This is a genomic window from Desulfovibrio sp. JC010 (genome assembly GCF_010470675.1).
In the GTDB taxonomy this organism is placed as follows: domain Bacteria; phylum Desulfobacterota; class Desulfovibrionia; order Desulfovibrionales; family Desulfovibrionaceae; genus Maridesulfovibrio.
In genome coordinates this window covers 54,021-67,219 of sequence record NZ_VOIQ01000012.1, presented here as the reverse complement: position 1 = coordinate 67,219, position 13,199 = coordinate 54,021, and the positions used below count along the sequence as shown (strand labels likewise).

Below are 13,199 nucleotides of genomic sequence, written 5' to 3'. Positions count from 1 at the left end.
TCCTGATCATTTTTACAAAGAGGCAATATCTGCCTGTTCCTCTGTCTGACCGGAGATGCAGCAACTATGGTTCCGTATTGCATTAAGAAATATTAACAATTTATTAATTTTACAAAAGCATTAGAATTAAATGCCACAATATCTGCATTGCAATTGCCAAAAAGTACGTCAGCAGGTTATAATAAAAGGCAGCATTGAACCTTTATTTACAGCCGGAGGAGAGCCATGATGATTCACAAACGTTCATTTATTTATATCCTGCTGGCGGCAATATTTACGCTGACCAATGCCCATAATTCTTCAGCCTACGCTGATGCTGATTTCTGGATTCAAACTCCCGACAACTGGAACGAGACCACACACGGTTTGTCATCGGACCTTAAAAAGCAGGTCATTTCACCGGACCGCAATGCCATGATCGAAGTATATGCAGCAAAAGGGAACAATCCGGGATTGCAGGTCATTGCAGACGGCATGGAGGAACATGGACTCAATAATGGAGCCGCATATTTCAGGAACAGAATCTCCAGCAAAAACATCATGCAGGACAATCACCCTGCTATTTTCCGGGAATACAGCTCCAACCATGAAGGCAACAGACTGCACGCATATGCCATCTTCGCATACGGTAACGGCGGGGCAGTAATGGCCGTAGGTGTTTTTGCAGAAGCATTATCCCACCAATACCAGAATATTGTCTACGAATGCATAAAAAGCCTACGCTTCTCCCCTCCACCAACAGCAGGCAGCAGTAATCCTTACGCGGGATCACAAGGAAATCCTTATGGCAACCAAGGTGGCGGCTGCGAAAGGCTGGTGGGCAAATGGAAGTGGTTTACGGGATCACAGGCGGAATTTTATGCCGACGGACGCATGCCCGGAAACGGCAACAGCTGGCAATGTGTCGACCCGGCGCGCGGGGTGGTCAAAGTGATCTGGAGCAATGGCAAATGGGTGGACACCCTGACCATCTCCGCTGACGGCAGTCGGGTAGACGGGCAGAATCAGGTCGGCAACCGGGTCTGGGGCACAAGGATTTCCGGCGGTTCGCATCCGGCACCGACACAACAGGTGGTTCCAGCACAACAGCCGCGCCCCAAAATGAATTACGCAAAAAAAGTAAGGGGCAATATGGGAGCCGAATGGCGTCTGGCCCACGGAAGCCTCAAAGCAGGCACATCCGACCACAGGGCCGAATGGGAGCTGAGTACGGTTTCAGGCACAACCCTGCGCTTCACCGATCCCTATAAAAAAGGACAGCAACGCTATCGGGTAAAAATCCTGACCAAAGACAATCAGGTGGTGGAAGAAAGAGTGGTCGGCATGTCCGAACACATCACCGTCAGTCCCGGTATTTATAAAATCCGCATGTTCGCCGAAGGAGGATACGCAGGGTGGCGGTGTGAATGGCATTAAAACAACAAAGTCCACCCAGTCCATAAAAATGGGTTGGGTGGACAAAAAATGCACTCATGAAACGCCAGCTAACCTTCCTCCTCCATCCGCTTCAGCTTCTCACGCAGAGTCTTGCGGTTGATGCCGAGAATTTCCGCAGCCCTTGTCTTATTGTTATTGGTCATAGCCAGCACGTTTTTGATATGCTCCCGCTCCACATCGGCCAAAGAGCGATCCACGCGGCCTTCCACCGGGAGGCTGAAACGCATACTGCCGGGCAGGTCGGTCACTTCGATGGGATCATGGTCCACAATGACTACCAGCCGCTGGATGAGATTTTCCAGTTCACGCACGTTTCCGGGCCATGAATAATTACGCAGGGACTGCAAAGCTTCGTCGGTCATGCGCAGGGTTGGCCGCTGCATGGCTTTGGAAAAACGGTCCAGAAAACTGCTGATCATGATCAGAATGTCATCCCCGCGCTCGGCAAGGGATGGGACCGGAATATCCACAACATTGAGGCGGTAATACAGGTCCTCGCGAAAAGACCCCTCGTCCACCAGCCGCTTGAGATTCTTGTGGGTAGCAGCCAGAACGCGGGTATCCACTGTATTGACCACGCTTGAGCCGACCTTGCAGAATTCCTTGGATTGCAGCACACGCAGCAGTTTGGCCTGCATATTCGGACTGGCATCGCCTATTTCATCAAGAAAAATGGTCCCGCCGTTGGCGATTTCAAAAAAACCGGCCCGCCCTTCCTTGGCCCCGGTGAAGGCTCCCTTCACGTGACCGAAAAGTTCGCTTTCCAGCAGCGAATCCGGGATGGCCGCACAGTTTACAGGCACAAAGGGAGCTGCCCTGCGGTCGCTGTGATAATGCACAGCCCTTGCCACCAGTTCCTTACCTGTCCCGGAATCACCGGAAATAAGCACGTTGGCACTGGTAGCCGCTGCCTTGCCGATTCTCCTGAAAACAAGCTGCATCAACGGAGATTTACCGTAGATGCCATAATTTTCATCGGGAGCTTCCGCAGGTTCGGCGGCCTTACGGATGTTGACCCGCTCCATGATCCGCTCCATGGCCGAAAGCAGTTCTTCTGCTGTGAACGGCTTGGGCAGATACTCTCCGGCCCCGTCCTTGATGGCTTCCACCGCCCCGGAAATGGACGGATATCCGGTGATCATCATAATCTCCACGTCACGGTGGTTCTCGCGCACGTGGCGGATCAATTCCAACCCCGTGGCCTGCGGCATCTTGTAATCAGTGATGACCACATCAATATCATATTCTTCCAGCAACGGCAGGGCTTCATCCACCCGCAAGGCGGTCAGCACCTCGTACCCGCTGGATTCAAGGTTTCTTTTGAGCACTTCAAGGGTGCTTTTGCTGTCATCAACAGCCAATATCCTAATTTTTCCAGTCATCATTCATCCGTTTCATTATTCTGCTGGTAAGGAAGCACTATTTCAAAGCAGGTTCCTTCACCCGGTTCGCTGTGTACCTGTATAAATCCCTTATGCGCCTTTACGATGCCCAGAACAACTGAAAGACCCAGTCCGGTCCCCTTGTCCACATCCTTGGTAGTATAAAAGGGATTAAAAATCTGCTTCAATTCAGCTTCGGGAATTCCCGGACCGTTATCTTCTACTATTATATAGGCATCATTCTCATCACTCAGGGTTTTGATGCTCAGGGTCCCGCCATAACCCATGGCCTGAATGGCGTTAGCCGCGAGATTTACAATCACCTGCTTGATATGCTGCGGATCGGCTGGAACCTCAGGCAGATCAGCAGCAAAATCACACAGAACTTCAATGTTATTGCGCTTGGCCGCAGTTTCGGTGATCCGCAGGGCCTCGGCAATTGTTTCGTTGAGATCAGTGGGAATAAACTGCGGGGGCAGCTGCCTGCTGAAAAACATCAGCTTCTTGATGATCTCCCGCGCGTGCAGCGATGAATCCACAATCATTCCCAGATCCATACGCACCTGTTCCGGCAGTTCCGGGGTCTGCAGGGCCAACTGGGCATAACCGAGGATATTGGAGAGCGGCTCATTTATTTCATGGGCCACCCCGGCGGAAAACTGTCCGATCTTGGCCAGACGGTCTGCCTGCCGCAACTGCTGTTCCAATTCCTTTGCTGCGGATTTAATCTCTTTTTTAGCCACAACAATGGCTATCTGCTGGGCCGCAGTCATAAGCAGGTCTTTTTCATCATCGATAAATACCGGCCTGCTGCCGTTTTCCGGGCCTTCTACAGCCACAGTAATGGTCCCGCGAATATCCCGGTGGGCATCCACGGCCTCCACCAGAAAATTATCCGTTTTACGGTATCCGGGAGTCTCCCAGCTGAGGTTTCCGATACGCAGCCGAATGTGGGTCTTTTCCGGCCTCTGAAACCCGGAAGGCATCATCTGGACAATACGGTCCATAGTTTCATTCAGGTTCAGGTCAAGATCACCGCCCAGCTTGGAAATCTCAAAAAGACAGTTCAGTTCCTTGTTGCGTTCAATGAGGGTGAAACGCTCGTGGAGCAGCCCTTTCTGACGCTGCATATGGGTGGTGACATCCTGCCCGACGCATAAGATACTGACCACTTCGGATCTGGAATCCGTAAGCTGCTTGATATTCCAGTCGATATAGATCTTGCTTCCGCCACGAGTGCGGATATCCCCGGAAATTTTAGAAATCCTGTTTTCTTTTGCTTTATTGAAAACTTCCCTGCGGGCATCTTCCCGTTCATCCCGTGTAACAAACGTCTCAAACCAGTCCTTACCGGCCAGTTCTTTCATGGAGTATCCGGTCAGTTTCTCCAACCGGGTATTGCCGTGGATGATTTCCCCGTTCAAATCCAAGGTAACCACTATCCCGTGGCTCAGCTGCATTATGGTGTCGTAATATTCCTGAAGATTCATTGTAATACCCTCATCTTAAAGGATAGGGGGAAATCAGGTCCGAGTAAACATTTTCCGCAATAATAACAGCCCCGTTTTTTATATTGTGAAGAGCACGGCCCGGCACTGGAGGTACCCGGGCCGTGCAAGCCGCCTATTGCATCAGGTCAATGCATCAGTGGCCGAGATTCAAGCCCCATCCTTCGAATACGAAGAGGATGGCAAAGCCGTACCATAATGTGTAGACCACGTAGAATACCAGTGAGAAGATGACCAGCCAAAGCTCATCCATGATATTCAAGGGTTCGATTTCATAATAATTGTATGCGGTTTCCACGCCCTTCTTCATGACCGTGGAAGAAACCTTGGCCATCTTGAACTCACTCTGGTCGTTAAGGGCCTTCTCCATGAGTCCGAGACTGGTCCACCAGTTGAAGGTGGCCCGGCGCGGCTCTACACCGTACTTGTCGGAAACTTCCCCGCCCTTGTTGTGATACATGAGATCTGCATCATCAAGGCAGGAATCAAGTATGGCCGAGATGGAACCGCTTACTGCCAGCTCCTTGCCGTTTAAAGCCGCCTGCACTCCGGCGGTTTCGAACAGCTTTGCTGACTGCTGAGCCTGTACCGCAGTGGAATAGGTGAGCTTAAGACTTACGTCCTTGCCGTTGATGGTTTTCACATTCTCACGCAGGTCGGGAATATAGTTCACCGATCCCTTGGAGATGGAATTGTACATGGCATCAAGGTAGGCCATGGCATTCTTGCCCTCAAACATGGGCTGGAACATGACGGCCAGCACCACAAAGAAGAGAGCGAGCAGAGCAAAACCGCCGGTGAATTCTTTCTTGTTGACGATCATTTTAACGTGCCTCCTCAACCTTGAGGTTCCTGATATTCATAAGGAAGGTTCCGATTACCCAGACGGAGAACCCGCCGATGACCACAAAGAACGCCCAGATACCGATTGTGTCCAGCAGGCTGCCCATGGCCGGGGAGATGGGTATGTACCCCATTTCACCGAGCTTGCCGGGCAGGGCGAAGATACGGTTTACAAATCCGGCCAGCACCGCCATGGCGTAGAAGCCGCGAATGGTGATTCCGGGGACAACCTTGGTCACCAGCGCGCCGATCTGGATACCCAGCAGGGAACCGAGCAGCATGCCCATGGCCAGAGTGTAGAAGATAAAACCGTAAATGGCGTACTGGCTGATGGAAGCGAATCCGGCGGTAAAGACGATCTGGAAGATGTCGGTACCGACGGTGGTCATGGAAGAAACACCGAGCACGTAGACAAAGATGGGGAAGGTCAGGAATCCGCCGCCCACACCCATGATACCTGCAGCAAGACCTACCAGCGCGCCGGAGATAACAAGGAATACCCAGGAAATCTGGCGTCCGCCGGGCACGAGGTCCTGATCAAACTTGACCATGGGCGGAAAGTTGATTCCCTGCAGGGACTTTGAGAGTGCGCCGAGATCGGCACCTTCACTGCCACCGTGGGCACAGCCGCCGGTGTCGGACTTGCGTGCTTTCAGGTAGTCAATCATGGCGTAGCTTCCGAGAAAGCCGAGCATGAGTGAATACACGGTAGTGATGAATGCATCCGAGAGAACCGGGTTGATCTCATAAAGAACACGGTTGATTATCCCGCCCGCCGTGGCACCGAGAATGGCCCCGATCAGGAAAACCACCGCCAGCGGCACGGAAACGTTACCCATCTTACGGTGGATTACGCTACCCATGATCGCCTTGGCGAAAATGTGGAAGAGATCGGTACCTACGGCCAGAATACCCTTGATCCCGGCACTCATGAGAGCGGGAGCAATGATAAAACCACCACCCGCGCCGATACAGCCGGTAATCAGTCCGGCTCCCATACCGATGGCGATGGAAACCATAAAAATACCAAAGCTGTAGAAAGCCGGGCTGTAGGACTTTTTGCCGCCCAGCAGATCAGGCAGAATAGGCGCGATATCGTCGGCGAACGCGATACCGCCCAGAATTACGGGAATAAGCATCAACCCCAGAAGCATACGCAGCCTGCTGCTGCCCATGATTGCCTTGGCGTTGTCTATTTCCCAGCGGGCCATATATCCGGCCCCGGCCATCATAAACTTACCCCATTGATTGAAAAAACCCATGGTTATCCTCACATTGTCATTGGTTGTTACATCCTAAGGCGGCATCCTTGAGCTTCAGGACAATTTCATCCGCATCAGTCGGCTTCAGGAGATAATCACAGGCTCCCATAGCCATGCAGGAAATGATCAGATCCGATTCAGCGTGGGCCGTAAGCATTACGACCGCTATTCCGGGATACTGCCTTTTTATTTCTCCAAGCAGCTGGACTCCGTCCCTGCCGGGCATTTTTATATCCAGCAGCACCACGTCCACCGGGTGTTCCTTCAGGGCCAGTACGGCCTCGTCGGCTCCGGAAGCCGTGATTACGTTCAGCCCCCGCCTTCCCAGCCTGCGGGCTAGGACACGGGAAAAATCAACTTCATCATCAACCAGAAGAACCCTTATTCTGTCCATCGGGCACCTCCTTGCGGTTGTATGCCTGCTCTACTTTTTCTAGCAGCAGGCTGAACTCGATCGGCTTCGAAAGATAGTCCGCAACCCCCAGCCTGACACTTTCCGCAGCAGCCTTTTCGCAGCCGTGTCCGGTAAGCATCAAAACCGGCAGATCCGGGTCCAGCATTTTGAAAACCTTTAAAATCTCTATCCCGTCCATTCCTTCGAGCTTGAGATCAAGCAGGGCTACGTCAAAATGCTTTTCCTTCAGCATCCGGACCGCGTCTTCTCCTCTGTATGCGGTTTCAACCTCAATGCCCCGCCGCCCCAGACGCTTGCGCAATACTTCAGCAAAACCGACTTCGTCGTCGACTATGAGAAGTTTTATCTGCTTATCGCTACTGGTCATTTTCAAACCCTCGGAAATGGTTTACCCGAACGGATCAGGCCATGCGATGAGTGATATCATCGATGCGGGCCTGAACCTCTTCATCTTCATGGTCATGATAAAGCTTCACTGCCATCCTGATCTTTTCAGTAAGATCATCAATGTTGCAGGGCTTCATCAGGTAGTCGAAAGCACCGTTCTGCATACCCTCGATGGCTGATTCCACTGTGGCGTGCCCGGTCAGCATGATCACTTCCACGATGGGATGATCCCGCTTGATGTCGCGCAGCACCTCAAGCCCGTCCTTGCCCGGCATTTTCATATCAAGAATGACAACTTCAATACCGGGATGCTCCCCAAGGCTCTTCATCGCCTGATCGCCGTCATAAGCCGTGTGGATAGTCATATTTCTTCTGGCAAGCCTCTTGGACATTGCGTCTACAAATCCAACCTCGTCATCAACGAACAGAATAGTTGCGTCCATCATGGTTTATTCCTCCTTTTCAACGTCATGTTCGGTTCCGGTCGGGGGCAGAGGCAGCCGGATATTGAACCGCGCTCCCTGTCCCACTCCGCTTTCAACATCAATCTCCCCACCCATCTGGTGGATCAGCCCAAAGCAGATGGAAAGTCCCAGCCCGCTCCCCTTGCCCACCGGCTTGGTGGTAAAGAAGGGATCGAAAATCCTGCTCAAATTTGCGGCAGGTATTCCGGGACCTGTATCCGCCACGGAAACATATGCTTCATCGCCTTCAGCCCTGCAGGAAACACTCAGGGTCCCGCCCTCGGCTTCCATGGCCTGAACGGCGTTGTTGAAAAGATTCAGGAAAACCTGCTGCAGCTCGGAAACCGAAGCCCGCACCGGGCCCATGCTCCGGTCAAGGTCAAGCGAAAGGTTGACCTGTGCGTAACGGGCCTGCTGTATGGATATTTCCAGGACTTCCTCAATCAGCTCCGGCAGGAAGACATCCACAACCCTTGAATCTGTCTTGCGCGCAAAACTGAGCAGCTTGTGAGTTATGTCCTTGCAGCGTCCGCCCTGAGTGCGCACCTGCTCAAGAGCGCGGGTGATTTCGGTGTAAGAGGACATCTCCTTGCCCTCGTCTTCCAGCAGATCGCTGACCCATCCGGCCTCTTCGATCATGATTGCCACCGGATTGTTGATTTCGTGGGCAATGCCTGCGGCCAGTTCGCCGATGGAGGCCAGCTTACCGGTCTCTACCATCTGGCGGTTCATCATTTCATTTTCGTCATCGATAAATTCAATATGAGTGACCAGCTTCCGGGAGAGGTAGAGAGCCATGGCAATGATCGCCAGCCCGCCGGAAAGGAAAATTACAAGAGTGATGAATTCACTGCGGATCATGGCCGAAAATGCATCGGACATGTTCTGCTGATAAACCAGCTTCCAGTCCCCGTTCTTCAGCAGGGAGGAAACGGTCACATACTTTTCCCCGTCACTGCCCTTGGAAAGCTGAATGGAAACGCCTTCACCGGGGGTGGGCTGCTGAATATCCTCGTAGGGAGTCAGCACCAGATCGCTGTTGCGACCCACCTGCGGTCTGGTTTGAAAAACGCCTTCCTTGTTCAGGATGTAGGCATATCCGGTCTCCCCGATGTGAACGTTTTCCACCAGATTGGAAAAGGCGAGAAAGTCGATTGTCGCCCGCAGAGTCCACGGCTTGCCCGCACTGCTGTTGTTAATGGTGATGATAAAGTGGGGTGCCTGACGCAAACCCATGAACACATCGCTGATGCAGGTCTTTTTGTTCCGGGAATTTATGTACCAGTCCGCCTTGGAGTAATCCGCCCCCAGAAGATCGAACGGTCCGGCATAGGCTACCTGCGATCCGTTCTCATCAATAATTCCGAGGTCAACGAATATGCGCCCGTACTGCTGCTGCATGCCCTTCAGGGCCTGCTCCAGAGTCTGCGGATCGCTGAGTTCTTCGTAGGTAAACACCCGGGTGAGATATTGGACTTCGGCCAGCTTCTCGCTCAGAAAGTTGTTTACATTGTCATTCTGCTTATCCACCACCTCTGCAAGATGGGCATAAACCTTGGCCCGGTAGATGGACCGGAACTGGTCGAAGATAAGACCGCCCACAAGAATCAGCGGCGCAAGTGATACCGTGATCACGGTAAGTGCGATCTTCCGGGAAAGCTTGTCGTATGTCTTCTTGGCTTCGGTCTGCATGGTTCACCACTCTGGGTTTCTACTGGTTTCAGCTCCGCAGAAAACTGCGGGCCTCCTGAAACCCATTGAGCAAGTGGTGTGCCAGATCTGCAGGGTGCACGAGACTCAAGTCAGGCAATTTATAAACACACAAGGCACTGTTTTAAAAGGAATTAAACACAAACAACGAAATGCGCTTATTAGTAATGTAGGGGAAACCATCAAGAGAGAGTTATACTGAGTCTCATTGTAAAACAAAATTATTCGGTACTTTTTACCCCGGTGATACAAAACACCCCCTTTGACCCGAATAATACTTTTCTCACCAGACTGTGCGCTTTTTCACAATGATTGATGACTCAATCGACCCACCACGGTACAAAACACCCCGATCATTCCTCCCCATTCTCTTCCCACTGACAGAGAACAAAGAGATAAAGCAAAAAAAAGTTCATACTTAAGTTAGTTCCGCCTAATCTTTCAGCCTCACCAACCATCTCAACATGTTGAAATAAGACAGCTTTATTTCTATACACAAAATCAATACCGCAAACTTCAAAACATCCCGCACGCTTTTGGCATGTTCATTGTAACTATCAGGGTAAAGCCAAGGAGGAAGATTATGAAAAACATTCGAATACTCCTCATAGATGACGAAGAAGGCTTTTCTTCTGTACTGGCCAAGCGACTGACCAGAAGGGGCGTTGAAGTTATCACCGCCGCAGATGGGGCTGAAGGGCTGCTTAAGCTTGATACAGAACTTTTTCAGGTAGTGGTTCTGGATATGAAAATGCCCGGGATGAACGGATTGCAGGTTTTGAAGACCATCAAAAACCGCCATCCCAGCGTGGAAGTAATTCTGCTGACCGGCAATGCGGATATGGATTCCGCCCTTGCTTCCATGAACGCCGGAGCATTCGACTTTATGCTCAAGCCTGCCAACACGGAGATCCTGACCCACAGGATTTACGACGCGGCAAAGAACAGCCGGGTCTGCATGGACAGGGCTGGTTGAGCAAAACACTATTTATCATCTTGGAACAAATGAAGAACAGCAACAAACCGACACCCTGTGCCAAAAGAATACTGCGGGCAGTTCTTGGAAAGATATGGACCTCTTTCAAAGATCTGCTGCCCATTATTCTGGTCATCGCGTTTTTCCAGATTGTTGTTCTCAGGCAGCCTCTGCCGAATATGGGAGAGGTGGCTTTCGGCGGTCTGCTCGTGGTTCTGGGGCTTATGCTCTTTGTGCAGGGCCTGGAAATGGGTCTTTTCCCCGTCGGGGAGGAAATGGCCCGGGCCCTTGCGCGCAAAGGAAGCCTCTTCTGGCTGCTGAGCTTCGCCTTTCTGCTCGGCTTTTCAACAACGGTTGCGGAACCTGCGTTGATAGCCGTCTCGGCAGAGGCTGCCAGCATTGCTGCCGGGGGAAATCTTATCGCCCCCGGAGAAGAATCAATGGCTCGCTACGCACTGGGCTTGCGCCTTTCAGTGGCCTTCTCCGTAGGTGTGGCGATATTAATCGGTGTTTTGCGGATATTGCGCGGTTGGCCCGTGCATTACCTGATCATAGGCGGCTACGTGGTTGTTATGCTGATGACCCTGATAGCTCCCAAAGAGATCGTAGGCATTGCCTATGATGCAGGCGGTGTTACCACATCCACCGTCACCGTTCCCCTCGTAGCGGCTCTGGGAGTAGGTCTGGCTTCAATAATCAAGGGCCGCAGCCCCCTGCTGGACGGATTCGGGCTGATCGCCTTTGCCTCCCTCCTGCCTATGATTTTTGTAATGGGCTACGGGCTGACCGTATTTTAATATCCGGAGGGCTTGCAAACGCTATAGATACCCTGCGTTTCATCCCCCGCCCTCCGGACAATTTTATTTAAAGAGGAAAGCGAGATCATGGACTTCCTGATTGAATTCTCAGCGGTATTCCTTGCCACTATCCGGGATATTCTCCCGATACTGGCATTGATCACCTGCTTTCAGCTCTTTGTTCTGCGCCAGCCCATACCCAATCTGCGCAGCCTGATTATCGGCGGCGTATATGTGGTGCTGGGACTGGCAATGTTTTTGATCGGCCTGGAAAAAGCGCTGTTTCCGATAGGCCGGATCATGGCGACCCAACTCTCCGCGCCTTCGCTGCTGGCGGGCGAAGGCGGGGTCGCCGCAATTTCTGATTGGACCGCATACGGCTGGGTCTACCTGTTCGCGGCCATGATCGGCTTTTCCACCACCATAGCCGAGCCCTCGCTGCTGGCCGTGGCCCTGAAGGCCAAGGAAGTTTCCGGCGGCGTGATCAGCCAGTGGGGACTGCGCATAACGGTTGCTATCGGAGTGGCCATCGGCATATCGCTGGGAGCTTTCCGCATCGTCACCGGAACCCCGCTTTATATTTATATAATGGCGGGATACGTAATCGTGATCATCCAGACCTTTCTGGCCCCGAAAAAAATCATCCCGCTGGCCTACGATTCCGGCGGGGTAACCACCTCCACGGTGACCGTGCCGCTGGTGGCAGCACTGGGGCTGGGACTTTCCGAAGCAGTGCCCGGACGCAATCCGGCACTGGACGGATTCGGCCTGATCGCCTTTGCCAGCCTGTTTCCAATTATCACCGTCATGGGTTACGCTCAGTACACACATTTCATGGCTGAACGGAGAAGCGCAAAAGCATCGGCAGAAAAGAATAAAATTTCCCGCGCAGCAACAATGCGCGGAACCAAGCCCAATCAGGGGGAAAAATTATGAGATTCAAGATCATCCTTGCCCCGGTAAAACCGGACAAAACCGATCCCATTGTGGATGCGGCCAAGAAGGTCGGTGCCACCGGAGCAACCATCATCCCCGCACGGGGAACCGGAATGCGCGAGGCCAAGACATTTTTCGGCCTTACCCTCGAAGACCAGACCGACATTGTCCTCTTCCTGCTGGAAGAACATCTGGTCGCGCCGGTCATGGATGCGATCAAGACCGCCGGGGAGTTCCACAAGCCCGGCACCGGAATCGCTTTTGTGCTGCCCGTGGAGAATGTGCTCGGCATGGAAAGCCAGATTGAAGTCTTCAAGGAAAAGGTCCGCGACAGCTACCTGTAAAGGAGAAAAGATATGAGTTCACTGATTATCCGCGTACAGGATGTGATGCAATCCGAGATTGTCAGCATCGACGGCATGGCGACCGCCAAGGAAGCAGCAGAACAGATGCGCATGTCCAAAGCATCCGAACTGCTGGTTAACAAACGCAGCAAGGATGACGCATGGGGAATTGTCACTGTTAATGATCTGGTCCGGGATGTGGTCGTACCCGGACGGGAGGCTGAACAGGTTTATGTTTATGAAATCATGACCAAGCCCATTATTACCGTTCCCGCGCAGATGGATATACGTTATGCTGTACGTCTGATCCACCGCATCGGCATCCACCGTGCCCCGGTGGAGCATATGAATGAAATAATCGGCATGGTAACCCTGTCGTCACTCATACTTGATAACGACCTGCTTTAATACAGGTCCGCAGCCAAGCATGGCAAAAACAGACCTTTAACCAGCTTTAAAAGCAGGAATAATACCATGTGGGGAATATACTCAACACTCATGGCGGCATTTAACCGCAAGCGCAAATGCCCGCAGTGCGGCAAGGTCAACATCATACGGCTTGAAAACAAGGACAAAACCGTGAAATGCCGTAAATGCGGAAAAGACCTGCCGCCGCAAAATCCCCGCGTCTGAAAAACTTCCAAAATCCTTAAGCAAAAGGAACATACAGACCTCAGGCTGGGACCGGTTTATCCTTTCCTGAGCCACCAAACCCGGCGGAACTCCCCTTCCGCCGGG

The 13,199-nt window shown here is 52.2% G+C and carries 15 protein-coding genes; 7 read left to right on the top strand and 8 right to left on the bottom strand.

The features are described from left to right. The first annotated feature begins 225 nt into the window (after positions 1 to 225). Positions 226 to 1,416 (top strand): hypothetical protein, encoded by a 1,191-nt coding sequence (locus FMR86_RS14430; protein WP_163352107.1) that lies wholly within the window; start codon positions 226 to 228, stop codon positions 1,414 to 1,416. A gap of 68 nt (positions 1,417 to 1,484) precedes the next feature. On the opposite strand, the gene FMR86_RS14425 is transcribed toward FMR86_RS14430, so the two are convergent. From FMR86_RS14425 to FMR86_RS14390, 8 genes are all read right to left on the bottom strand, one after another. Continuing rightward, on the bottom strand, positions 1,485 to 2,819 hold the full coding sequence (locus FMR86_RS14425) for a sigma-54 dependent transcriptional regulator (protein WP_163352106.1): 1,335 nt from the start codon (positions 2,817 to 2,819) through the stop codon (positions 1,485 to 1,487). Beyond that, positions 2,819 to 4,309, bottom strand: a complete 1,491-nt coding sequence (locus FMR86_RS14420; protein ID WP_163352105.1) for an ATP-binding protein — start codon at positions 4,307 to 4,309, stop codon at positions 2,819 to 2,821. Before FMR86_RS14420 ends, FMR86_RS14425 begins: the two co-directional genes overlap by 1 nt. 154 nt (positions 4,310 to 4,463) lie before the next feature. Next, positions 4,464 to 5,150 (bottom strand): hypothetical protein, encoded by a 687-nt coding sequence (locus FMR86_RS14415; protein ID WP_163352104.1) that lies wholly within the window; start codon positions 5,148 to 5,150, stop codon positions 4,464 to 4,466. A gap of 1 nt (position 5,151) precedes the next feature. After that, a complete protein-coding gene (locus FMR86_RS14410) occupies positions 5,152 to 6,432 on the bottom strand; it encodes a sulfite exporter TauE/SafE family protein (protein ID WP_163352103.1) in 1,281 nt (426 codons plus the stop codon). A gap of 16 nt (positions 6,433 to 6,448) precedes the next feature. Continuing rightward, a complete protein-coding gene (locus FMR86_RS14405) occupies positions 6,449 to 6,826 on the bottom strand; it encodes a response regulator (RefSeq protein WP_163352102.1) in 378 nt (125 codons plus the stop codon). Continuing rightward, positions 6,798 to 7,214: a response regulator gene (locus FMR86_RS14400; RefSeq protein ID WP_163352101.1), complete on the bottom strand. Its 417-nt coding sequence runs from the start codon at positions 7,212 to 7,214 to the stop codon at positions 6,798 to 6,800. The genes FMR86_RS14405 and FMR86_RS14400 overlap by 29 nt, the downstream gene beginning before the upstream one ends. A gap of 34 nt (positions 7,215 to 7,248) precedes the next feature. Beyond that, positions 7,249 to 7,680 carry a response regulator gene (locus tag FMR86_RS14395; RefSeq protein WP_163352100.1) on the bottom strand — a complete coding sequence of 144 codons (432 nt, stop codon included), beginning with the start codon at positions 7,678 to 7,680 and terminating at the stop codon, positions 7,249 to 7,251. A 3-nt stretch (positions 7,681 to 7,683) separates the two neighbouring features. Continuing rightward, positions 7,684 to 9,390 (bottom strand): PAS domain-containing sensor histidine kinase, encoded by a 1,707-nt coding sequence (locus tag FMR86_RS14390; protein WP_163352099.1) that lies wholly within the window; start codon positions 9,388 to 9,390, stop codon positions 7,684 to 7,686. A gap of 601 nt (positions 9,391 to 9,991) precedes the next feature. Between FMR86_RS14390 and FMR86_RS14385 the strand changes: the two genes are divergently transcribed. From FMR86_RS14385 to FMR86_RS20435, 6 genes are all read left to right on the top strand, one after another. Next, a complete protein-coding gene (locus FMR86_RS14385; RefSeq protein ID WP_163352098.1) occupies positions 9,992 to 10,384 on the top strand; it encodes a response regulator in 393 nt (130 codons plus the stop codon). 29 nt (positions 10,385 to 10,413) lie between these two features. Continuing rightward, positions 10,414 to 11,181, top strand: a complete 768-nt coding sequence (locus FMR86_RS14380; protein WP_163352097.1) for a DUF1538 domain-containing protein — start codon at positions 10,414 to 10,416, stop codon at positions 11,179 to 11,181. An 87-nt stretch (positions 11,182 to 11,268) separates the two neighbouring features. Further along, complete coding sequence (locus FMR86_RS14375) at positions 11,269 to 12,117, top strand: DUF1538 domain-containing protein (RefSeq protein WP_163352096.1); 849 nt, start codon at positions 11,269 to 11,271, stop codon at positions 12,115 to 12,117. Then, a complete protein-coding gene (locus FMR86_RS14370) occupies positions 12,114 to 12,461 on the top strand; it encodes a P-II family nitrogen regulator (RefSeq protein WP_163352095.1) in 348 nt (115 codons plus the stop codon). Before FMR86_RS14375 ends, FMR86_RS14370 begins: the two co-directional genes overlap by 4 nt. 12 nt (positions 12,462 to 12,473) lie before the next feature. Next, positions 12,474 to 12,869: a CBS domain-containing protein gene (locus FMR86_RS14365; RefSeq protein WP_163352094.1), complete on the top strand. Its 396-nt coding sequence runs from the start codon at positions 12,474 to 12,476 to the stop codon at positions 12,867 to 12,869. A gap of 66 nt (positions 12,870 to 12,935) precedes the next feature. Next, entirely contained in the window at positions 12,936 to 13,094 is a 159-nt protein-coding gene (locus FMR86_RS20435; protein ID WP_203544903.1) for a hypothetical protein, read from the top strand. Positions 13,095 to 13,199 lie beyond the last annotated feature (105 nt).